Origin of the sequence: Pelomonas aquatica (assembly GCF_026712205.1) — a bacterium.
In the GTDB taxonomy this organism is placed as follows: domain Bacteria; phylum Pseudomonadota; class Gammaproteobacteria; order Burkholderiales; family Burkholderiaceae_C; genus Pelomonas; species Pelomonas aquatica.
In genome coordinates this window covers 145,614-166,398 of the sequence record NZ_JAPPUW010000002.1, presented here as the reverse complement: position 1 = coordinate 166,398, position 20,785 = coordinate 145,614, and the positions used below count along the sequence as shown (strand labels likewise).

Annotated in this window: 18 protein-coding genes; 15 read left to right on the top strand and 3 right to left on the bottom strand. The window is 66.2% G+C overall.

Annotated elements, in window-relative coordinates; all coding sequences use genetic code 11:
- Nucleotides 1-5: 5 nt before the first annotated feature.
- Genes xrtB through NYP07_RS03035 form a run of 13 tightly spaced genes read left to right on the top strand, consistent with a single transcriptional unit; the run spans nucleotide 6 to nucleotide 14,408 of the window.
- Entirely contained in the window at nucleotides 6-905 is a 900-nt protein-coding gene (gene xrtB, locus NYP07_RS03100) for an exosortase B (protein ID WP_268147310.1), read from the top strand.
- The gene (gene epsI, locus NYP07_RS03095; protein WP_338091291.1) at nucleotides 851-1,606 is read left to right on the top strand and encodes an exosortase-associated protein EpsI, B-type; all 756 of its coding nucleotides are present in this window, start codon (nucleotides 851-853) and stop codon (nucleotides 1,604-1,606) included. The genes xrtB and epsI overlap by 55 nt, the downstream gene beginning before the upstream one ends.
- Entirely contained in the window at nucleotides 1,603-2,721 is a 1,119-nt protein-coding gene (gmd, locus tag NYP07_RS03090; RefSeq protein WP_268147305.1) for a GDP-mannose 4,6-dehydratase, read from the top strand. Before epsI ends, gmd begins: the two co-directional genes overlap by 4 nt.
- Nucleotides 2,722-2,737: 16 nt before the next feature.
- Nucleotides 2,738-3,667, top strand: coding sequence for a GDP-L-fucose synthase (gene fcl / locus NYP07_RS03085; protein WP_268147302.1), 930 nt, complete (start codon nucleotides 2,738-2,740; stop codon nucleotides 3,665-3,667).
- A gap of 15 nt (nucleotides 3,668-3,682) precedes the next feature.
- Nucleotides 3,683-5,206 carry an oligosaccharide flippase family protein gene (locus tag NYP07_RS03080; protein WP_268147300.1) on the top strand — a complete coding sequence of 508 codons (1,524 nt, stop codon included), beginning with the start codon at nucleotides 3,683-3,685 and terminating at the stop codon, nucleotides 5,204-5,206.
- On the top strand, nucleotides 5,203-6,681 hold the full coding sequence (locus NYP07_RS03075) for an O-antigen ligase family protein (protein WP_268147297.1): 1,479 nt from the start codon (nucleotides 5,203-5,205) through the stop codon (nucleotides 6,679-6,681). The genes NYP07_RS03080 and NYP07_RS03075 overlap by 4 nt, the downstream gene beginning before the upstream one ends.
- A 5-nt stretch (nucleotides 6,682-6,686) precedes the next feature.
- A complete protein-coding gene (locus NYP07_RS03070) occupies nucleotides 6,687-7,763 on the top strand; it encodes an acyltransferase family protein (RefSeq protein ID WP_268147295.1) in 1,077 nt (358 codons plus the stop codon).
- Nucleotides 7,760-8,506 (top strand): glycosyltransferase family 2 protein, encoded by a 747-nt coding sequence (locus NYP07_RS03065; RefSeq protein WP_268147293.1) that lies wholly within the window; start codon nucleotides 7,760-7,762, stop codon nucleotides 8,504-8,506. Before NYP07_RS03070 ends, NYP07_RS03065 begins: the two co-directional genes overlap by 4 nt.
- Before the next feature lie 14 nt (nucleotides 8,507-8,520).
- Entirely contained in the window at nucleotides 8,521-9,786 is a 1,266-nt protein-coding gene (locus tag NYP07_RS03060; protein WP_268147291.1) for a glycosyltransferase, read from the top strand.
- Nucleotides 9,783-10,733: a glycosyltransferase family 2 protein gene (locus tag NYP07_RS03055; protein ID WP_268147289.1), complete on the top strand. Its 951-nt coding sequence runs from the start codon at nucleotides 9,783-9,785 to the stop codon at nucleotides 10,731-10,733. Before NYP07_RS03060 ends, NYP07_RS03055 begins: the two co-directional genes overlap by 4 nt.
- Nucleotides 10,693-12,630, top strand: coding sequence for an asparagine synthase (glutamine-hydrolyzing) (gene asnB / locus NYP07_RS03050; protein ID WP_268147287.1), 1,938 nt, complete (start codon nucleotides 10,693-10,695; stop codon nucleotides 12,628-12,630). The genes NYP07_RS03055 and asnB overlap by 41 nt, the downstream gene beginning before the upstream one ends.
- A gap of 9 nt (nucleotides 12,631-12,639) precedes the next feature.
- On the top strand, nucleotides 12,640-13,260 hold the full coding sequence (locus tag NYP07_RS24185; RefSeq protein ID WP_276596857.1) for an acyltransferase: 621 nt from the start codon (nucleotides 12,640-12,642) through the stop codon (nucleotides 13,258-13,260).
- Nucleotides 13,257-14,408, top strand: a complete 1,152-nt coding sequence (locus NYP07_RS03035) for a glycosyltransferase family 4 protein (RefSeq protein ID WP_268147285.1) — start codon at nucleotides 13,257-13,259, stop codon at nucleotides 14,406-14,408. Before NYP07_RS24185 ends, NYP07_RS03035 begins: the two co-directional genes overlap by 4 nt.
- Here NYP07_RS03035 and NYP07_RS03030 read toward each other — a convergent pair whose 3' ends face one another.
- A complete protein-coding gene (locus tag NYP07_RS03030) occupies nucleotides 14,409-16,745 on the bottom strand; it encodes a heparinase II/III domain-containing protein (RefSeq protein WP_268147283.1) in 2,337 nt (778 codons plus the stop codon).
- A 124-nt stretch (nucleotides 16,746-16,869) separates the two neighbouring features.
- Nucleotides 16,870-17,871, bottom strand: coding sequence for a WecB/TagA/CpsF family glycosyltransferase (locus NYP07_RS03025; RefSeq protein ID WP_268147281.1), 1,002 nt, complete (start codon nucleotides 17,869-17,871; stop codon nucleotides 16,870-16,872).
- Here NYP07_RS03025 and NYP07_RS03020 point away from each other — a divergent pair.
- Together NYP07_RS03020 and NYP07_RS03015 are read left to right on the top strand one after the other, a co-directional pair.
- The gene (locus NYP07_RS03020) at nucleotides 17,831-18,838 is read left to right on the top strand and encodes an NAD-dependent epimerase (RefSeq protein ID WP_276596856.1); all 1,008 of its coding nucleotides are present in this window, start codon (nucleotides 17,831-17,833) and stop codon (nucleotides 18,836-18,838) included. The two genes, NYP07_RS03025 and NYP07_RS03020, sit on opposite strands and share 41 nt — an antisense overlap.
- A gap of 65 nt (nucleotides 18,839-18,903) precedes the next feature.
- Nucleotides 18,904-20,229, top strand: coding sequence for a UDP-glucose dehydrogenase family protein (locus tag NYP07_RS03015; protein ID WP_268147276.1), 1,326 nt, complete (start codon nucleotides 18,904-18,906; stop codon nucleotides 20,227-20,229).
- On the opposite strand, the gene rfbC is transcribed toward NYP07_RS03015, so the two are convergent.
- The gene (gene rfbC / locus NYP07_RS03010; protein WP_268147274.1) at nucleotides 20,230-20,781 is read right to left on the bottom strand and encodes a dTDP-4-dehydrorhamnose 3,5-epimerase; all 552 of its coding nucleotides are present in this window, start codon (nucleotides 20,779-20,781) and stop codon (nucleotides 20,230-20,232) included.
- Nucleotides 20,782-20,785 lie beyond the last annotated feature (4 nt).

Sequence of the window (20,785 nt, the reverse complement as noted above, 5' to 3'; positions counted from 1 at the left end):
CGCACATGGCTTCGGGCCAGATCTTCGAGCCTTCCATGCTGCCATCGCGCTTCAAACCGCCTGAGGGCCTGGACCTGCCGGCGGCGGTCATGGTGATCGTCGGCTATCTGCTGATGTTCGCGCCGACCTTTCGCGACCTGGCGACGACGGTCTGGTTGCGCGACGAGCAGGGGCACGGCCCCCTCATCTTCGCCGTGGTGCTGTGGTTGATCTACCGCAAGCTCGAAAAGCTGCTGGCGCTGCCGTCGAGGCCGGCGTTCATCGGTGGCTCGTTGTGCCTGCTGCTGGGCCTGTGCATGTTCGTGCTTGGGCGCTCGCAGGCCGTGCAGTTGCTGGAAGTCGGCGCGCTGATTCCGATCAGTGCGGCGATGCTGCTGCTCAAGGGGACGGCGGCCTTGCGCCTGCTGTGGTTCCCGCTGTTCTTCATGCTCTTCATGGTGCCCTTGCCGGCGGCCCTGGTCGTGGCCGTGACGACGCCGCTGAAGTCAGCCGTATCGGCCATGGCCAGCGCGCTGCTCTACCATTTGGGCTACCCGATCGGCCGCAGCGGCGTCGTCCTGACCGTAGGCCCTTACCAGTTGCTGGTCGCGGACGCCTGTGCGGGCCTGAATTCCATGTTCACGCTCGAAGCGCTGGGCCTGCTGTATATGAACATCATGAACTACAAGTCCGTGCTGCGGAACTTGATCATGGCCATGATGATCGTTCCGATCTCCTTCATCGCCAACATCGTCAGGGTCTGCATCCTGGTTCTCGTCACCTACCACTTCGGTGACGAAGCGGGGCAGGGCTTCGTGCATGGCTTTGCCGGCATGGTGCTCTTCATCGTTGCGCTGACACTCATACTTGCATGCGATCACGGCTTGGCATGGGTCGGCCGCCGCTTCAAGGGTTGGGTGCTATGACCAGTCGGCGAATTGCGGCGGTCGCCATGCTGGCCATGGCTGGCTCTGCGGCGTTGGCGCAATGGGCGCGCCCGACCATCCGGGTGTCGGACCTGCGCCCCGGCTTCAAGCTGGAGCAACTGTTTCCCGAGCGCTTTGGCGACTGGGTGATCGACCCCCATGTGCCGGTCGTTCTCCCTTCGCCGGACCAGCAGGCGCTGCTGGACAAGATCTACAACCAGACCCTGGCGCGTACCTACGTGAACGGCCGTGACGAGCATGTCATGCTGTCCGTGGCCTATGGCGGCGACCAGTCGGACGGGCTGACGGTACACATTCCGGACATCTGCTATCCCGGGCAGGGCTTCAAGGTCACCGATTCCAGGGATGACCGTCTGGCCGTATCGCCGGGCTTTGTCATCCCCGTGCGACATTTGTTGACCACACTGGGGCCGCGCGTCGAGCCGGTCACCTACTGGGTCTTGATGGGTGATGAGGCAACCGTTTCCAACACCCAAAGGCGGCTGGTTGCCATCCGCTTCGGGCTCCGTCGGCTGATTCCAGAGGGCATGTTGGTGCGGGTCTCATCCATCAATCCGAACATGGACGAAGCCATCGCCCTGCATGCGCGTTTCATCGATGACCTGGTTGCAAGCGTGCCCCTGCAGGATCGCGAGCGGGTCGTTGGCAAGGTCAATTTCAACGGTTCCGAGAAGTCATGAAATCGAAAGTAGCCCTGATCACCGGCGTCACCGGCCAAGACGGCGCCTATCTCGCCGAGCTCCTGCTGTCCAAGGGCTACGAGGTGCACGGCATCAAGCGCCGCAGCAGCCTGTTCAACACCGACCGCATCGACCACCTCTACCAGGACCCGCACGTCGACAACCAGCGCTTCAAGCTGCACTACGGCGACCTGACGGACTCGACCAACCTGATCCGCATCATCCAGCAGGTCCAGCCCGACGAGATCTACAACCTCGCGGCCATGAGCCACGTGGCCGTGTCCTTCGAGGAGCCCGAGTACACCGCCAACGCCGACGGCATCGGCACGCTGCGCATCCTGGAAGCCATCCGCATCCTGGGCCTCACCAAGAAGACCCGCTTCTACCAGGCCAGCACCTCCGAGCTCTACGGCCTGGTGCAGGAAATCCCGCAGAAGGAAACCACGCCCTTCTACCCGCGCAGCCCCTACGCGGTGGCCAAGATGTACGCCTACTGGATCACGGTCAACTACCGCGAGGCCTACGGCATGTACGCCTGCAACGGCGTGCTCTTCAACCACGAAAGCCCGCTGCGCGGCGAAACCTTCGTCACCCGCAAGATCACCCGCGCCGTTGCACGCATCGCGCTGGGCCTGCAGGACTGCCTGTATCTCGGCAACATGAGCGCCCTGCGCGACTGGGGCCACGCCAAGGACTACGTCGAGATGCAATGGATGATGCTGCAGCAGGACCAGCCCGAAGACTTCGTCATCGCCACCGGCGTGCAATACAGCGTGCGCCAGTTCGTCGAATTCGCGGCCGCCGAACTCGGCATCACCATCGCCTTCGAAGGCGAGGGCGAGCAGGAAATCGGCCGCGTCGCCCAGGTCCAGGGCGACAAGGCCAAGTGCAAGGTCGGCGACGTCATCGTGCGCGTGGATCCGCGCTACTTCCGCCCCACCGAAGTCGAGACCCTGCTGGGCGACCCGACCAAGGCCAAGGACAAGCTCGGCTGGACCCCGAAGACCACGCTGCGCGAACTCGTGGCCGAGATGGTGCAGGCCGACTACACCTCCGCCCGCCGCGACAGCCTCGTCAAGCTCGCCGGCTTTCAGGCCTACGACTACAACGAATGACCCGCGGCGAATCACGATGGACAAGAACGCCAAGATCTTCGTCACCGGCCACCGCGGCATGGTGGGCTCGGCCCTCGTGCGCCGTCTCCAGCAGGGCGGCTACGGCCGCGTCATCAGCGCAGGCCGCGCCGAACTCGACCTGCTCGACCAGGCCGCCGTCCACGCCTTCCTGGCCGAGCAGCGGCCCGACTACCTCTTCATCGCGGCGGCCAAGGTCGGCGGCATCCAGGCCAACAACGTCTACCGCGCCGACTTCCTCTATCAGAACCTGATGATCGAGGCCAACCTCATCCACGGCGCCCATCTCGCGGGCGTGCAGCGGCTGATGTTCCTCGGCTCCAGCTGCATCTACCCCAAGCTCGCGCCGCAGCCGCTGCGCGAGGACAGCCTGCTGACCGGCCCGCTGGAACCCACCAACGAGCCCTACGCCATCGCCAAGATCGCCGGCATCAAGCTCTGCGAAAGCTACAACCGGCAATACGGCCGGCAGTACGTCAGCGCGATGCCGACCAACCTCTACGGCCCCAACGACAACTACGACCTCGCCAACAGCCACGTGCTGCCTGCGCTGATCCGCAAGGCCCACGAGGCCAGGCAGCGCGGCGACAGCGAGCTCGTCGTCTGGGGCAGCGGCACGCCGCGGCGCGAGTTCCTGTACGTGGACGACCTGGCCGACGCCTGCGTGCACCTGATGGAATCGGGCTCCGACGACGTGCTGACCAACATCGGCGTGGGCGAGGACGTGAGCATCCGTCAACTGGCCGAACTCGTCTGCGAGGTCGTCGGCTTCCAGGGCCGGCTCGTCTTCGATCCAGCCAAGCCCGACGGCACGCCGCGCAAGCTGATGGACGTCAGCCTGCTGGCCAGCCGCGGCTGGCGCGCGCGCACGGGCTTGCGCGAGGGCATCGCGTTGGCTTATGCGGATTTCCTGGCCCGCCAGCCCTGAACCGAGCGATGCGCCGTGACGTCCACGCTCGCCCGGCCCATGAGCGCGCCTGACGGTGCGCCGCTGCGCACGCGCGCGGTTCGGGCCGTCGCCTGGGGTTATGGCGGAAGCCTTGCGCGCATGGCCACGCAGATCGGCGCGCAGGCCATCCTCGCGCGCTTGCTGGGTCCGCAGGAATTCGGCGTCTTCTCCGCGTTGATGCTGCTGATCGGCGTCAGCGTGCTGGCCGCCGACCTTGTCAGCGCGCCGGTCATCCAGATGCCTGCGCTGGACGCCGCAGCGCTGCGCTTTGCCTGTGGGCTTCAGTGGCTGGGCTCGGCCGTGGTGGCTCTGCTCAGTCTCTTCAGCCTGCCGCTCTTCCGGGCGGCCTTTCCTCATACAGCGGGCCTTGGCCTGAGCCTCGGGCTGGTGGCCGCTGGAATCTTTGTCACGGGCTGGGGAGGGGTCTCCCTGTCGCTGCTGCGCCGCAACCTCCGCTACCGCGAGATCCAGCTCGCGCAGCTCCTTGGCTACGTCGTCGGCTATGGGCTGTGCGCCGTGCCGCTCGCCCTGGCCGGCCAGCGCAGTCACCATGTGCTCGTGCTGGCCTGGCTGGTGCAGTCCTTCGTCACCACGGGTCTGCAGTACGCCTGGGCCAGGCACCCCATAGCAGCCTCACTGCACTTCGACGGCTGGCGCCCCTTTCTTTGCTACGGCGGCGAGGTCGGCCTGGGCAATGTTGCGAACTGGGTGTCCACCAGCGTGGACCGCCTGCTCGTCGCTCGCCAGGCCGCGCCGGTGGACATCGGCTACTACAACACCATGCTCAACCTGATGTCCACGCCGGTGAGCCAGCTGTCGTCGTCGCTCAGTACCGTGGCCTTCTCGGTTTCGGCCCAGTCGGACGATGCGGCGCGGCGGCGCGGCACCCTTATCTACCTGCACCTCAGCACGCTGCTGTTCGGGCTGCTCTACGGCGTTTTCGCCGCAGCCCCCGAACTCTGGGTGGGGCTCATCTACGGCCCGCGTTGGCTCGACGGTGCCGTCTACCTGCCGCCGTTCTGCATGGCTGCCGTGAGCTTTGGCGTGTCCTCTGCCGCCAATGCCGTGCTCACGTCGGGAGGCACTGCCGGCTCATCGGCCGTCAGCCAGGTCGTTACGGCTCTGCTGCTCGCTGTGCTCGTGTGGGCATTGGTGAGTTCGTCGGTGCTGTGGGCGGCCTGGGCTGTCGCCACGGTCTATCTGCTGCGTGCCCTGCTGCTGGCCTGGCTCAGCCTGCGCCGCGTCGGCGAGCGCGGCAGCACCCTTCTGCCCACGGTTGTTCTGCCTTTGCTGCTCGCGCTCGTCCAGGTCGGCGTTTCCCAGGCGCTGACGCATGCCCTGGCGTCGCTGGGGCTGGGTGCCGGCAGCGCAAGCCTTGCCGGCCTTTGCGGCGGCCTGGCTGCCATCGTTTTGTTGCTCGTGGCGCTTCGTCGAGTGTTGCTGCCCCCGGCCTCGCTTGCCTGGTTGGCCGAAGCCTCGGGCAAGCTGCGTCGTCGCCTGGAGCGTTCATCCCCATGAACATGAAGCTGACCTTACCTTGGCGCAAGGGCGTACCCGAGTTGCCCTCCATCCACCGTCAGCCCGCCCGCGGGGCCGGCGCTGCGGCTTTCGTCGTGCCGGCGTTCGGTCTTTTCTTCGCAATCTTCTTCGGGCTGGCCGCTGCCGTGCTTCCCTGGCAGATCCTCGTCGGCATGCTCAGCCTGCCCGTGCTGCTTCTCGTCGGCATTGCAATGCCCACGGTGCTGTTTGTCGCCGCGCTGCTGCTGCTGTTCGGCGTCATGCCCGAATTCATCATGGGCGCACTGCCGCTGGGCGGGGCCACGCTGCGGCCGGCCGAACTCGTGCTGATCTTCTGTTTCGTTATTGTGCTGACGCGCTCGCTGCTCGGTGGAATCGACCTCTGGAGCTTGCTGCGCCCCTTGCGCTGGCCCCTGCTCATGCTTGGCTGCGGGGTCGTATTGGGCTTGGTCAAGGGCAAGTTGATGGCTCACAACACGCTGGCCCTGGCCGATGCCCGTCAATACGTCGGGTGGCTCGCGCTGCCCGTGGGCCTCTGGTTCACGGTGGTCTACCCGGATCGATTACAGCGCATCGTCATTGGCATTGCCTTGCTGGCCGCCACGCTGATGATTCTTCAATTCGGTCTGGGCGTGCAGCTGATCTTCGGCTTCCGCGGCGCCGAGAACCTGTCAAAGGACTTCAGCGACGTGACCCGCAGCGCCATTGGCGGCGGGCTCTTCTTCCTGGCCTATGCCGCTTACCGGCTGTTCCTGCACGTCTGCGACGGCGAGCGCTGGCGCTGGACAGCCCTGTTCGGCTCCCTGATTGCCATCGGCGGCATCGTGGCGAGCTTCAATCGCGCCATTTGGGCAGGCTTTGCGGTGGGGGCATTCCTGTTGCTCATCCTCAAGCCTCGCACCCGTCATTCGGCGGTATTGCCCGTGATTGTCCTGTTCACCTTTGCGGGCTTCGGCGCGGCGAGTTTGTTCATTGCAAAACCGCGTGCCGCAGATGCGCTTGTCGAGCGCATCACCAGCATCAATGAGGAAGGCCAACGAGGCTCGTCCCTGGGCTTTCGCTTCGATGAAAACCAGCAGGCTCTTGAGGCATTGCGGCACAGCCCGCTGGTGGGCACCGGGTTGGGCGGCGAGTACAAGAGGGTGTATCGCCAGCTGTCAACAGCGGGCGGCTTTGATATCGAAACCAGCTTCATCCATAACGGCTATTTGTCGTTGTGGCTCAAGCTGGGGGTGTTCGGCTTGGTGCTGCCGGCTGCATTGCTTGTTGTCGGTTGGCACTTGAGAACTGCGAGATTCGGCTCCAGCCAAGTGGTCGGGACGGCTGGCTTCGCCAGCTTGGTCCTCCTGCTCGTCAGCATGCTCACGAGCGCCGACCTGTCCACGTCTAGCGGTACGGCGGCGGTGGGCTGCATCCTGGCGCTGATGTTGTCGGCCCGATCCGGGGAAGAAAAAAAATCTTCCGCAGAGGCCTAATCGTTATGGGCCTGCTGAGACTCATCCTCGCTGCCGCGGTTGTGTTTGCCCACACACCATTGCACATGGCGTTGACGGGTGGTCGGTTGGCTGTCGAGGCCTTCTTCATGATCTCGGGCTTTTACGTCGCGCTGGTGTTGGAACGCAATTACCGCCGCCCAAGCGATTTCTACGTCAATCGCTATCTGCGCCTAATGCCCATCTACGTGGTGGTGTCCGCTGCGAGCCTGGCGTCCTGGTTGGTGATAGGCATCAAACCCTTTCCGGAAAGCGCCGCTCCGCTCTCAGAATTCAGTCCGTCGGCCATTGGTTTCCTGCTGTTGACCAACATGACCGTGTTCTTCCAGGACATGACCATGTTCATGTGCGATGGGGGGCACGGCCTGCATTGGGTCAGCGATTTCCGGACTTGTTATCCGCCGCTCTATGGCGCGCTGCTCATCCCTCAGGCTTGGTCGCTAGGCGTCGAGATTGCGTTCTATGCGTTGGCCCCCTGGCTGCTGCGTCTGCGCAGTTCCGGGCTTGTCGCGATCTGCGTGGCGTCCATGTCTCTGAAGGTCGGGCTCTTCGCGGCTGGGCTCTGGCACGACCCTTGGGACTACCGCTTTTTCCCCGCTGAGCTTTTTCTCTTCCTGACAGGGGCGCTCGCCTATCGCTGGCGCGACAGTTTCACCGTGCTTGGTGAGATGTGGCAGCCCAGGACCAAGGTGATTGGTGTCATCGGGTTCGCGCTTGTGTTCAGCCGGCTGCCGTTCGGTGGAGGTTTCTACTGGTTGTTTCTTGGCGCCCTCTTTTTGAGCTTGCCCGCGCTGTTGCGGTTTTCGTCGGACCATGCCTGGGATCGGCGTATCGGGGAGGTGTCCTACCCGCTGTATTTGTCCCATGTACTGGTGATCGGCTGGCTGCACTACGCGAGCTTGGACCTCGGAGAATGGAGTTTTTCGCTGATAGCGCTTGCGACTGCATTCGTGCTGTCGTATTCGCTGTATAGGCTTGTCGATATTCCAATGGAACGCTTGAGGGCGGCGCGTCGCCGTCGTGATGTACAGCCGCGGGCGACTGAGCTGCGGAGCCTCGCATGATCTCAGTCATCACCTGCACCTGGAACAGCATGGCCACGCTGCCTCAGACCGTAGCATCCGTGCTGGCCCAGAAGAACGCGTCGTTCGAGCACATCGTCGTGGACGGCGGCTCCACCGACGGCACTTTGGAATATCTGCGCGAACTGCCCCATTCGCCTGTCATCCTGGAAGGCGTTGGGGGCGGCATCGCAAAGGCGATGAATGCAGGCGCGGAAGCCGCGCGGGGCGAATACCTCTGCCACTTGCACTCGGACGACTATTTTTTGCACGAGCGCGTGCTGCAGCGCGTCGATGAGCATTTCGCGGCGAGCCGGTCTGACTGGTTGTTCGGACGCATCCTGTTCGACAGCGACGGAGCCCTGCTGCCCGAGCCTTTCATCGTGCCGGAATACAGCTACGACAGACTGCTCAGGCGGAATTTCGTGCCTCATCCCGCCACGTTCGTCCGTACCGCCCTATTCAGGGAACTGGGTGGCTTTCGCACCGACCTCAAGTACGCGATGGACTATGAGTTCTTCCTGCGCCTGGGACAGCGCGCGCAACCGTTGGCGCTGAAGGAGGCCCTTTCGGTGTTTCGTGTCCATGCCGGCAGCACGACGGTGAAGAACCAACTGGCCTCCTTCGAGGAAGACCATGCCGTCAGACTGCGCTATGCCGGCCGATCCTGGCCCGAGCAGTTCATGCACGCTGCGCGCTATCGAGTGCGTCGCCGGCGCCTGCTGGTTCAATTGGCTAAAGACTGAGGGCGGAGGCAGACATGCGCATCCTGCTTTCAGCGTTTGGTTTCGGCCCGGATGAAGGGAGCGAGTCTGGCGGTGCCTGGCGCTGGGCCAACGAACTGGCCAGGACCCATGATGTCGTGGTGGTCACTGACGGCCACAACCTGCGCCGGATCGGCGCCAAGGTGGCCGAGTTGAAGCAGCCGCGGCTCACGGTGCTGTATTACCGGCCGTGGTGGATCACGCGGATGCGCGTCACGAGCAAGACCTCGCAGTTCGTCTTTGGCCAGTGGCAGTTCGGGCTGATGTTCTACGCGCGCAAGCTGCACCGAGAGCAACCGTTCGACCTTTGCCATCACATCTCCTACGGCGCCTTCCGCCAGGCCTCCTGGCTGGGCTTCGTCGGCCCGCCCTTCGTGTTCGGCCCGGTGGGGGGGGGCGAAGACGCGCCCTGGCGGCTGAAGCGCAGCTTCCCACGCGGCGAGAAGCAGCGCGAGCTGGCCCGTTCGCTGGTGAACCGGCTGGCCACGGCCAACCCGCTGTGGCACTGGGCGTTGTCGCGGACGGACCTGGTGTTCGCTCGCACCGAGGAAACCAAGGCTCGGCTGCCGCGAGCCGTGCGGCTGCGCACGCTGGTGGCCCAGGAGACTGGCGCGCCCCACGGCTTGCTGCCCATCGCCCGCGCACCCGAGGAGGGGCAGCGCATCGAACTGATGTTCGCGGGCCGGCTGCTGGGGCTCAAGGGGGTGCAGTTCGCCCTTCGTGCGGTTGCCCTGCTGCGCGACCGCGGCGCCTCCGTGAGGTTGACCGTCATCGGCAGCGGCCCGATGGAGGCGGCGCTGCAGGCCCTCGCGCAGTCCCTGCGCCTGAGTGCGGGCGAGTTGGCTTTCATCCCCTTCCTGCCGCAGCAGGAGTTGTTTGCTTGTTATGCCGCCGCGCATGTGTTCGTCTTCCCCAGCCTGCGGGATGCGGGCGGCAACGTCGTCCAGGAGGCCTTGTCGGCCGGGGTGCCCGTGGTGTGCCTGAAGCTGGGAGGGCCGCCGAGCTTTGTCGACGCGAGCTGCGGCGTCGTCGTGCCCGCGCGCGACGCGCGCGACGAACAGGAACTGGTCGTCCGGCTGGCCGATGCCATCCAGTCCGTGACGGCCTCGGATGCGCATTGGCAGCGGCTGCACCAAGGCGCGCTGGCCCGTGCCGAGCAAATGACCTGGGAGCGGCAGATCGCTCGCATCCAGGCCGAGATCCACCGTGTTTTGCGCCTGCCCCAGGGCTTTGGCGACCTGCGCGCGAAGGATCAACCATGACCCTGCCGGCCCGGCCGCTGATCAGCGTTTGCGTTTGCACCTTCCGCAGGCCTGAAGGCCTGCAGCGCCTGCTGGCCACGCTGCGTGCGATCGTCATTCCGGACGGCGTTGCGCTGGAGCTGGTGACGGTGGACAACGATGCCGGCGCTTCCGCGAAGGCCGTGTTCGACCGCATCACCGCCGATTGGCCCTGGCCTGCGAGGTATGTGGTGGAAGCGCACCCCGGCGTGGGCCATGCGCGGGCGCGCTGCGTGGAGGAGGCCCGCGGCGACTGGATCGCCTACATCGACGACGATGAATGGGCCGAGCCGCAATGGCTGCAGGCGCTGTGGCAGACGCGCACGGCCCTGGAAGCGGATGGCGTGTTCGGCCCCGTGCTGGCGAGCTATGAAACGACACCACCCGAATGGTTGCTGCGCAGCCGCGTGTACGAACGGCCGCGCCGGGCCACGGGCACGCAACTGCATTGGTCGCAGTGCGCGAGCGGCAATGTGCTGTTCCGCCGCCAGTTGTCCGTGGACGTCGGCGGCTTCGACCCTGCCTTTGCGCAATCGGGCTCGGAGGACTGTGATTTCTTCTGGCGCTGCCTGGACGTTGGCGCGCGTTTTGTCTGGTGCGACGAAGCCGTGGCGCACGAGGCCGTGCCGCCGCACCGCATGACCCGGGCCTATCTGCGCCGACGGGCCTATCTGGAAGGCCAGAACTACGTTCGTCTGCATGCCCATCGCAAGGGCCGGACGACCTATCTGCTCTTCGCACTGCGGGGGTTGGTGATCGTGCTGCTGTTGGCCCCGCTGATTTATGGCGCGCGCCTGCTGCGTGTCACAGACATGTTTCTTTACGAGGGGAAACTCCAGGGCGGACTAGGCAAGGTGCTGGCGGCTTGGACACCCGTGAGTCGCGAGTATGGGGCGAGCTCATCGAAGCCGCCGGGTTCACAAGGTTAGGAACATGTGCGGAATCAATGGCTGCCTGACGCGGCTCGCGGCAAGGCAGGGAGAACTGGGCGAACGCGTCGCCGCGATGAATGCGGCCATCGCCCACCGGGGCCCGGATGGCAGTGGAGTGTTCGAGCGCGAAGGCGTGGCGCTCGGCCACCAGCGGCTGGCCATCATCGACCTGAGCAACGCCGGGGCCCAGCCCATGCGCAGCCGCGACGGCGCGCTGACGCTGGTGTTCAACGGCGAGATCTACAACTACCTGGAACTGATGCAGGAGCTGCAGGCCCTGGGTTGCGAGTTCCAGTCTCACAGCGATTCCGAGGTCATCCTGCATGCCTATCGCACATGGGGCGAGGGCTGTGTGCGCCGCTTCAACGGCATGTGGGCGTTCGCGATCTGGGACGAGGCCGAGCGCAAGCTGTTCGCGTCGCGCGACCGCCTGGGCGTGAAGCCTTTCTTCTACGTCGAGAGCGAGCAGGAGCTTCTGTTCAGCAGCGAGATCGCCGGCCTGCGTGCGGTCAAGCCCTTGAACCGGGCCAATCTCGCGAAGCTGCACGACTATCTCGCCTATGGCTATCGCACGAACAATGGCGAGACCATGTTCGAAGGCGTGCGCGAGCTGCTGCCTGGGCACGAGATGGTCTGGCGCCTCGAAGGGCGTGGCGCCGAAAGGCGGCGCTACTGGAACCTCGACGCGACCCATGTGGCGCTGCCGCCCCCGGCAGAGCGTGCGGACATGTTTGCCGACCTGCTGCGCGACGCGGTGCGGCTGCGCTTTCGCAGCGACGTGCCGGTGGCGCTGCTGCAAAGCGGCGGCATCGATTCCTCGGTCATCTGCACCATCGTCAACGACGAGATCGACGCAGGCCACCTCGGGAGCCTGGAGACGGTGACGGCATTCACCGCCACGCACCCGGGACATGCCTACGACGAGGCCGCCAACGTGCGTGCACTGATGGGCACCTGCCCGCATATCCGCTCGGTGGAGCTCACGCCGGGTGGCGAGGCGCTGGCCCAGGACTTCCGGGCCTATGTCCGGGCGATGCAGGAGCCCATGAGCAGTGCGCCGTCGTATGCTCACTGGAAGCTCATGCAGGCGGTGAGGGCCCAGGGCATCAAGGTCGTGATCAACGGGCAGGGCGCCGACGAGGCACTCGCCGGCTACGGCTACTACATCCGCGGCTACCGGATGCTGGACCTGTTGCAGACCCACTCGGGCGCGGCCTGGGCGGAAGCCAAGGCGATCCGCGGCAACATGCCCTTCGGTTGGGGCGGCCTGCTGACGCAGACCGTGAAGGCCATGCTGGGCCGGCGCCTGGCGTCCCAGTTGCGCGCGCGTTTCGTGGAGGGGTCTTCGGCGATGCTGAGCCCCGAGTTCAGGCGGGCGCACGATGGCTATCTGCCTGACCTGCCGATGGCTGGCGGGGGCCGCAACCTGGACCGGCATCTGCGCGGCCAGCTCCACGACTACGGCTTCAACCAGATCCTGCACTACGAGGACCAGTCCTCGATGAGCCAGGGCATCGAGATCCGCTCGCCCTTCGTCGACTACCGGCTGATGGAACTGGCCTTCTCGCTTCCGGACGAGGACAAATTCTCGGGTGGCATTACGAAGAAAATTCTTCGCGATGCCTTCCGTCCCCGCGTGCCCCGGCAGATCATCGATTCCAAGTTGAAGCTGGGATTTGCGACGCCGTTTGCCGACTGGCTCAAGGGGGCCGCGCTCCAAGCCTTCGTCCGGGAACTCGTCAACTCGCCAAGTTTCAAGCAGCGCAGCTTGTGGCGGGCCGGGCCGCTGGCCGCGAAGCTCTCGGACCCTCAAGCCGCGCTGCAGGGCTTCCCGGCGTGGCGCTTCATCATGGCCGCGCTATGGCTTGATGAATTCGGTATCACCAATGCTTGAGGCGTTTCCTTGAGCCTATTTTCGGCGGCCGCCCTGAAGGCGGGTTTGCGTCGGCTTGCGACGCGCTGGCGGGTCTGGCGGCACCCTTCGATCCGCAGCGTCGGCGACGGTCTGCACATTGGTAAGGGCTGCCGCTTCTGGGCGGCAGAGGGCATCCACTTCGGGCGCCAGTGCTATGTCGGCAAGGATGTGGTCATCGAAACGAATGCGCGCATCGGTGATTTTGCGCTCATTGCGAGCCGTGCCGCTTTCGTCGGTCGCCACGACCATGGAACGGATCGTCTTGGCGTGCCGATGCGCTTCGGGCCTTGGGTTGGCAGCAAGGATGCGGCGCCAGAGGTCAGGCGTGAAGGCATCGTGGTCGAAGACGATGTCTGGATCGGGTTTGGCGCCGTCGTCCTGTCAGGCGTCCGCATCGGCCGTGGTGCCATCGTCGCTGCGGGGACGGTCGTGACCCGCGATGTGGTGCCCTATGAAATCGTCGCTGGTGTGCCTGCCCGGTCGGTCGGGCGTCGATATGGCGATGCGTTCGCGCGCCATCGCCACGAGGCGATGATGGCCGCCGGGCGCTTCGAGTTTTCCGAGCTTGGATATGAACACTGGGTGGTCGAGCCCGGAGCAGTCGAATGAATGTCAAACGCCCCCAGGTCGCCGTGCTGCAGCACCGACTTCTTCATTACCGCCTCGGCTTGTTCGAGCAATTGCGCTTGGCTTGTGAGGCTCGCGGTCTTGATCTGCACTTGATCCATGGTGATGCAACGCCGAATGAGGCAGTGCGCAAGGACACAGGCACGCTGCCTTGGGCCACGCAGATCAAGAACCGAGTCTGGAACATCGGTGGCAGGGATCTCCTGTGGCAACCGTTTCGCAATGAGGTGCGGGGCTTTGATCTGGTTGTCCTGATGCAGGAAAGCCGTTTGCTGTCCAACTACCCCTGGCTGTTTGGCTGGGGCCCCAAGGCAACCCGTGTGGGCTATTGGGGCCACGGCCGGAATTTTCAGAGCGATGCGCCTGATGGCTGGCGGGAGCGTTGGAAAGGCAAGCTGTTGACCTCGGTGGACTGGTGGTTTGCCTATACCGACATGACAGCGTCGATCCTCACTCAGGCGGGGTTCCCGTCGAGCCGTGTGACCGTCTTGAACAACGCCATCGACAACCGCAGCTTCGAGGCCGACCTGGCGTCCGTGCCCGACGACGAGGTTCGCAGCCTGAGGGCGTCGATCGGCGCGGCAGACGGCGCCTGCGTGGGCCTGTATTGCGGCTCGCTCTATCCGGACAAGCGGCTCGAACTGATGATCGACGCCTGCGAAAAGGTCGTTGCCAAGCACCCGGGGTTCCGCATGGTGGTCATTGGAGACGGCCCGAGCCGTCCGCTGCTGGAGGGGGTGATGAACAAACCCTGGTTTCACTGGGCGGGCGCACAGCGCGGCCGGCAGAAGGCGGCGTGGTTCCGTGCGTCGCAGCTCTTTCTGAACCCGGGCCTGGTCGGGCTGCACATCCTGGACAGCTTTGTTGCCGGTGTGCCGATGATCACGACGCGCGATGCCAAGCACAGTCCGGAGGTCGCCTATCTGCGCGACGGCGTGAACGGGCTGGTCACCGACGGCACGGCGGATGCGTACGCCGCGGCCGTCCAGGCGCTGGTGGAGGAGCCGGCCCGCCGCGAGGCGCTCGCCACCCAGGCGAAGGCCGACGCGGGCCACTACACGCTGGATGCGATGGTGGAGCGCTTTGCCGACGGGCTGGCCGCCTGCGTGGTGGCGCCCCGTAAGCGCTGATCAGAGCGCCCGGATGCGAGTGGTGAAGGTGGCGTCCACGCCAACCGCCTCCAGATAGATGGCGTTGCGGGTGCTCGGCAGCGGCGTGCTCGGCGCGGTGGCCCTGTAGACGCTGTGGCCGGCGGGGCCGGTGAAGCTGATCTCGTAGGCCTTGCCGCCGCAGTTCAGCCGGGCCGACCAGGCGGCCTGCGCGGTCTGCCGGGTCACGCCGGTCCAGTATTTGAAGCCGGGCGCGCCGCTCGGCGCCGCCGCCGCGCTGGCCGTGCCGGCACGCGGGTCGCTGACCTGCACGCCACACGTGGTGTTGAACACGATCGCGAGGCGCCTGGCCGTTGCGCCGGGCTGGCTGAGCGTGAGGCGCGTGGTCTCGCTGAAGCCGGAGGCATCCACCTTGTAGGTGCGGCGGGCGCCGGCGTCGCTGCGGTACCTGGCCTGCAGCACGTCGAGGCTGGCGGCCATGGGGTCGAAGGACTTGACCTCGCCCATCGTGTAGCCGTCGGGGCCCTGGCCGTCGACCAGCGGCACGTTGTTGCCCAGTCCCTGCGAGAAATACTCGAGATGCACGGGGGAACCGTAGGAGCTGGAGGTGCCGGCGTCCCGCGTGATGTTCGTGCCGCCCTGGGCCAGTTCGTAATTCAGGGCTTCGGCCTGCGCATGGGCCTGGGTCTTCTGGCCGTAATGGATGAAGGCCTGCCACGCGCCGGCCCGCAGGCTGGTGAAGCCGATGTCGGGCGAATAGATGGTCTGTGGTGAAGGCAATTGCGGATCACTGGCCGGTGGCGTCGGGGCATCCGACAGGCGGGCCCAGGTCCTGACCACCGATGCGTACTGCATGCCGATGGTCGTCGGCACATGGCGGTAGAGCGCGCCGTGCGTGGGCTTGTCGACCGGCGCAACGGCAGACCGCGTGTCGTTCGGGCTGGGCAGGCTGCCGTCGTCGAAGCGGTAGAGCACCGGGGCCAGCAGCATGCGCTGCACCATGGGGGCGTATTTCGCGACGACATCGCCGCGGCCATTGATCGCCGCGATATCGAACAGCCGTGCCAGCGCGAGCAGCACGTAGTTGTTGTAGGCGAACGAGCCTTCGTACCAGATGCCGTCGGTGGTGACGCCCTGGGCCATGACGGCGGCCACGCCGCGCGGGCCGTTGAGCCCGGCATCGGTCCAGGTGGCATTGCCCAGCTCCATGCCGATCGCGGCGGTGGCCACGGCGCACCAGAGGTTCATGTTGTTGAGGCTGCCCCAGGAATAGGCCTGGAGGTTGGTGGCGAGCGGCAGGAACAGCCCGTCGCGCCACTTGGCCTTGCGCGCCGCCGTCACATAGGGCGCGAGCGCATGGGCGGTCTCCAGCATGCTCAGCACCGTGGTGGCTTCATCCAGCGTCTGGCCGAACATGCGTGAGTTGCCGATGGCCGTCCGCAGCGGCCACTTGCCGTAGTTGTCGGCATAGAAGTCGAGCTGGCTGGCTGCGGTCTCGGCCATCCTGTCGTCGCCGGTGACCTGGTAGAGGCGCGCGGCGTCCAGCGCGTAGCCGATGTTGACCTGACGCAGGATCGCGACCCAGGCCGCCTTGAAAGCCCTTTGCCGGTCCGTGGTGCCGGCAGCGGGCTCGGCGTTGTCGTCGGACCATGGCAGCGCGGCCCCGGTCTGCAGATCGACGTAGTCGTTGGGCAGGCCCGCCACCAGGTCCGCACGGTCTCGGGGTTGGCCGAACCAGTGGTCCACCGCCGCGCGCTTCTGGTTGAGCCAGGTGGCCCAGTCGCTGTCGCTGGCAATGGTCTTGCGTGCACGGGCCCAGTTTTCGGTGGCGGTCCGCACGGGCAGCAGCAGTCCGCCCGACTTCAGCAGGCTGTCGACCTGGGTGCTGGCGAGGCTCGCGGTGAGGGCGGCCTGCTGGCTGGCGCCGACAGCTGTCGCAGCGGTGGCGAGGCCTGCCGGCGGCGAGGTGCCCGCGACGGTTGGAGCCGCTGCGGTTGACCTGACGGCGACTGCCGGGGCGGTGGCCGCGGCGGCGTTGGCCGTCGGCGTCGCCGCAGCCTTGGTTGGCGGCGTGGGGGGGAGGCTGGTCCGGGTGGCTGAAGCCGGCTTGGCCAAGGCGGTGCTGGCGGCCGGGTCGGGTGCCGATGCACCGGAAGCAGCGGTATCGGCCGCATTCGCAACGCGCGTCATGCCAGCGGCGGCCGCGGCCGCGGCGTCGGCTGCAGTGGATTGGGGCTTGGCTTCGCTGCTGGGCGAGCCGCCTCCGCAGGCGGCCAGGGCGAGCGTCGTCAGCAGGGCGCCGGCGAGGTCGTGCATGGTGTGGCGGGGGGGCTCGACCTGGGAGCTTGCAATATTCATGGTGGTGGGCCGGTTGCGGTGGACGGCGGCGGAAGGAAGCAGGGGCCGGGCTGAAGAATCGTCCCTGTGGCATCGGCACGGCTGCCGTAATGGCGCGGCCGCGGACGCTGGTGCGAAACGCGGCTCAGCGCCCGGCGGGCCGCATCAGATCCCGGAGCACATAGCCGATGAAGAGCGTATTGCCGACGAGGTAGCGGCGCCAGAGCCGGCCGGGTTCCTGGCAGAGCCGGTACAGCCATTCCAGGCCGTGATCGCGCATCCAGCGCGGCGCCTGCGACTTGGTACCGGCGATCAGCGCAAACGCGAGGCCCACGCCAATGGAGACGGGTTTCAACTGCCGTTGATGGGCGTCCATCCAGAACTCCTGTTTGGGACAGCCCAGCCCGACGAAGACGACGGCGGCGCCGGATCGGTTGATGGTGTCGGTGATTTCCTGGTCGAACGCAGGTTCCGCGGGAAGCATGGGTGGCGACACGGCGCCTGCAATCTTCAGCGCCGGAATTCGCTGGAGCAACCGCGCCTGCATCAGCGTCAGCTCGTCCGGCGTGCCGCCATAAAGAAAGACGCTCAGGCCCCGCTTGGCAGCCGCCTCGCAAACCGCCAAGACCAGCCCCGGGCCATAGACGCGGCTGGCTTCGGCGTGTTGACGCAGCCGCTTCAGGGCCCAGACGAGGGGCATGCCATCGGTGACGACGGCAACGGCGCCGCGCATCAGCGCGGCGAGCTGCGGTGTGCGTTTGGCGCGGGTCAGCATGTCGACATTGGCCACGCACACCAGCCCGCCCTGTCGGCACGCTCCTCGCTCGCAGATGGCCTCCACCGCGGAGCCCGTATCGCCCACATCGACGCGAACGCCGAATAGTTCCGTCGGTTGGAGGGGGCGATGCAAGGTCGATGGCGGCATGGCAGATGTGGATGTTAGGTCCGGCCCGTTGGCATCGTGTGAAACGTCGATGCCGCGCCTGCCGTGTGGCAGGCGCCGGAACCGCCTGTTCAGGCGGGCGACGACCACTGCCGGCCAGACCGGGTGGGCCAGAATAGTGGCCGCGGCGATGCCGCGTTCCTCCTCACTTCGGGATGCCCCTTTGAAAGTCCTCGTCACCGGCGCCGCCGGCTTCATCGGCATGCATGTCAGCCAGATCCTGCTGGCGCGCGGCGATCAGGTCGTCGGCCTGGACAACCTGAACGACTACTACTCGCCCCAGCTCAAGCACGACCGGCTCGCACGGCTGACGGACAAGCCCGGTTTCAGCTTCGTGAAGATGGACGTGGCGGATCGTGAAGGCATGGCCCGGCTGTTTGCCGAACAGCGCTTCGACCGCGTCGTGCACCTGGCCGCCCAGGCCGGCGTGCGCTATTCCATCGAGAACCCGCACGCCTATATCGACAGCAATATCGTCGGCTTCACGAACATCCTGGAAGGCTGCCGCCACGGCGGCGTGCAGCACCTGGCCTATGCGTCCAGCTCCAGCGTCTACGGCGGCAACACGCTGATGCCCTTCTCCGAGCATCACAGCGTCGACCACCCCATCAGCCTCTACGCCGCGACGAAGAAGGCCAACGAGCTGATGGCCCACACCTATTCCCATCTGTTCGGCCTGCCAACGACGGGCCTGCGCTTCTTCACGGTCTACGGGCCCTGGGGCCGGCCGGACATGGCGCTGTTCCTGTTCACCAAGGCCATCATCGAAGGGCGGCCGATCAACGTGTTCAACCACGGCCGAATGATCCGCGACTTCACCTATATCGACGACATCGCCGAGGGCGTCGTGCGCGTGCTGGACCGCACCGCGACGGCCGACCCCGGCTACGACCCCGACCGGGCCGACCCGGCGCGCTCCAGCGCACCGTATCGCGTGTTCAACATCGGCAACCATGCGCCGATCGAGCTGATGAGCTTCATCGAGGCCATCGAGCAGGCCGTCGGCCGCGAGGCGGTGAAGAACTTCATGCCGATGCAGGACGGCGACGTGCCGGCCACGCATGCGGACGTGGAGGAGCTGGCGGCGTGGACGGGCTTCCGCCCCGCGATGCCGGTGCCCGAGGGCATCCAGCGCTTCGTCGCCTGGTACCGGGACTACTACAAGGTCTGACCTCCACGCCCCTGTCACGCACCGGCGTTACAAACGCATGAACCGCTTCTGAGCAAGGACGAGCAATGAAAGTCACCGCGATCGGCACCGGCTATGTCGGCCTGGTCACAGGCGCCTGCCTGGCCGAGATGGGCAACCATGTGGTCTGCCTGGACGTGAACCCGGAGAAGATCCGCATCCTGAACGAGGGCGGCATCCCCATCCATGAGCCGGGGCTGGAGGAGGTGGTGAAGCGCAACGTGGCCGCGGGCCGCCTGCAGTTCACGACCGATGTCGACATGGCCGTGCAGCACGGCACGCTGCTCTTCATCGGCGTGGGCACGCCGCCGGACGAGGACGGCTCGGCCGACCTGCAATACGTCGTGGCCGCGGCCCGCTCCATCGGCCAGCGCATGACGGACTACAAGGTCATCGTCGACAAGAGCACGGTGCCGGTGGGCACGGCCGACAAGGTGCGCGCGGCGGTCAAGGAAGAACTGGTCAAGCGCGGCCTGGGCGACATGTCCTTCGCCGTGGTGTCCAACCCCGAGTTCCTGAAGGAAGGCGCGGCCGTCGAGGACTTCATGAAGCCGGACCGGGTCGTCGTCGGCTCGGACGACGAGCAGGCCACGCTGCTGATGCGCGCCATCTACTCGCCCTTCAACCGCACCCAGGACCGCATGCTGGTGATGGATGTGCGCAGCGCCGAGCTGACCAAGTACGCGGCCAACGCGATGCTGGCCACGCGCATCAGCTTCATGAACGAGCTGGCCCTGCTGGCCGAGAAGGTCGGCGCCGACATCGACCTGGTGCGCCGCGGCATCGGCAGCGACACGCGCATCGGCTACCAGTTCCTCTACGCCGGCACGGGCTACGGCGGCTCCTGCTTCCCCAAGGACGTGAAGGCGCTGGTGAGGACGGCGGCCGACACCGGCATCCCGCTGAAGGTGCTGACGGCCGTGGAAGAGGCCAACGAGCGCCAGAAGCGCGTGCTGGTGGACAAGGTGGTCGAGCGCTTCGGCGCGGACCTGAAGGGCCGCCGCTTCGCTGTCTGGGGCCTGGCCTTCAAGCCCAATACCGACGACATGCGCGAGGCGCCGTCCCTGGTCGTCATCGACGAGCTGACCCGGCGCGGCGCGACGGTGGCGGCCTACGACCCGGTGTCCATGGCCGAGGCGGCCCGCGTGCTGGGTCCGCGCGACGACGTGAGCCTGGTCGAGCGCGCCGAGGCCGCGCTGCAGGGCGCCGACGCGCTGCTGATCGTGACCGAGTGGAAGGAGTTCCGCACGCCGGACTTCGACGCGATCAAGGGCACGCTGAAGGCACCCGTCGTCTTCGACGGCCGCAATCTCTACGACCCCAAGCTGATGAAGGCGCTGGGGATCGAATACCGGGGCATCGGCAGGGGTTGATCAGTCGAAGGTCTTGGCTTCGGCCAGCAGCGGGGCCGCGACGTCCTTGGCCGACAGCTGGGGCGTGATGCCGTCCAGCGGCCAGGCCACGCCGATGCTGGGGTCGTCCCAGCGCACGGCGCCCTCGCATTCGGGGGCATAGCGGCCGCTGGTCTTGTAGAGGAAGTCCGCCGTCTCGCTGACGACGACGAAGCCGTGGGCGAAGCCGGGCGGGATCCACATCTGGCGGTGGTTCTCGGCGGACAGCTCGAAGCCGACCCAGCGGCCGAAGTTGGGGCTGGCGCGACGCATGTCCACGGCCACGTCGAAGACGGCGCCGGACACGCAGCGCACCAGCTTGCCCTGGGCATGCGGGGCCAGCTGGTAGTGCAGGCCGCGCAGCACGCCGCGCGCGGAGCGGGAGTGGTTGTCCTGCACGAAATGCACGTCCTGGCCCAGCGCGGCGTTGAAGCGCGCCTCGTTCCAGCTCTCCATGAAGAAGCCGCGGGCGTCGCCGAAGACCTTGGGTTCGATCAGCAGGACTTCGGGCAGGGCGGTGGGGGTGATTTGCATCGGG

Coding starts and splice junctions, on each gene's coding strand:
- xrtB (WP_268147310.1), top strand. CDS start 6: ATGGCTTCGGGCCAGATCTTCGAGCCTTCCATGCTGCCATCGCGCTTC.
- epsI (WP_338091291.1), top strand. CDS start 851: ATGCGATCACGGCTTGGCATGGGTCGGCCGCCGCTTCAAGGGTTGGGT.
- gmd (WP_268147305.1), top strand. CDS start 1,603: ATGAAATCGAAAGTAGCCCTGATCACCGGCGTCACCGGCCAAGACGGC.
- fcl (WP_268147302.1), top strand. CDS start 2,738: ATGGACAAGAACGCCAAGATCTTCGTCACCGGCCACCGCGGCATGGTG.
- NYP07_RS03075 (WP_268147297.1), top strand. CDS start 5,203: ATGAACATGAAGCTGACCTTACCTTGGCGCAAGGGCGTACCCGAGTTG.
- NYP07_RS03070 (WP_268147295.1), top strand. CDS start 6,687: ATGGGCCTGCTGAGACTCATCCTCGCTGCCGCGGTTGTGTTTGCCCAC.
- NYP07_RS03065 (WP_268147293.1), top strand. CDS start 7,760: ATGATCTCAGTCATCACCTGCACCTGGAACAGCATGGCCACGCTGCCT.
- NYP07_RS03060 (WP_268147291.1), top strand. CDS start 8,521: ATGCGCATCCTGCTTTCAGCGTTTGGTTTCGGCCCGGATGAAGGGAGC.
- NYP07_RS03055 (WP_268147289.1), top strand. CDS start 9,783: ATGACCCTGCCGGCCCGGCCGCTGATCAGCGTTTGCGTTTGCACCTTC.
- asnB (WP_268147287.1), top strand. CDS start 10,693: ATGGGGCGAGCTCATCGAAGCCGCCGGGTTCACAAGGTTAGGAACATG.
- NYP07_RS03035 (WP_268147285.1), top strand. CDS start 13,257: ATGAATGTCAAACGCCCCCAGGTCGCCGTGCTGCAGCACCGACTTCTT.
- NYP07_RS03030 (WP_268147283.1), bottom strand. CDS start 16,745: ATGAATATTGCAAGCTCCCAGGTCGAGCCCCCCCGCCACACCATGCAC.
- NYP07_RS03025 (WP_268147281.1), bottom strand. CDS start 17,871: ATGCCGATGAAGCCGGCGGCGCCGGTGACGAGGACTTTCAAAGGGGCA.
- NYP07_RS03015 (WP_268147276.1), top strand. CDS start 18,904: ATGAAAGTCACCGCGATCGGCACCGGCTATGTCGGCCTGGTCACAGGC.
- rfbC (WP_268147274.1), bottom strand. CDS start 20,781: ATGCAAATCACCCCCACCGCCCTGCCCGAAGTCCTGCTGATCGAACCC.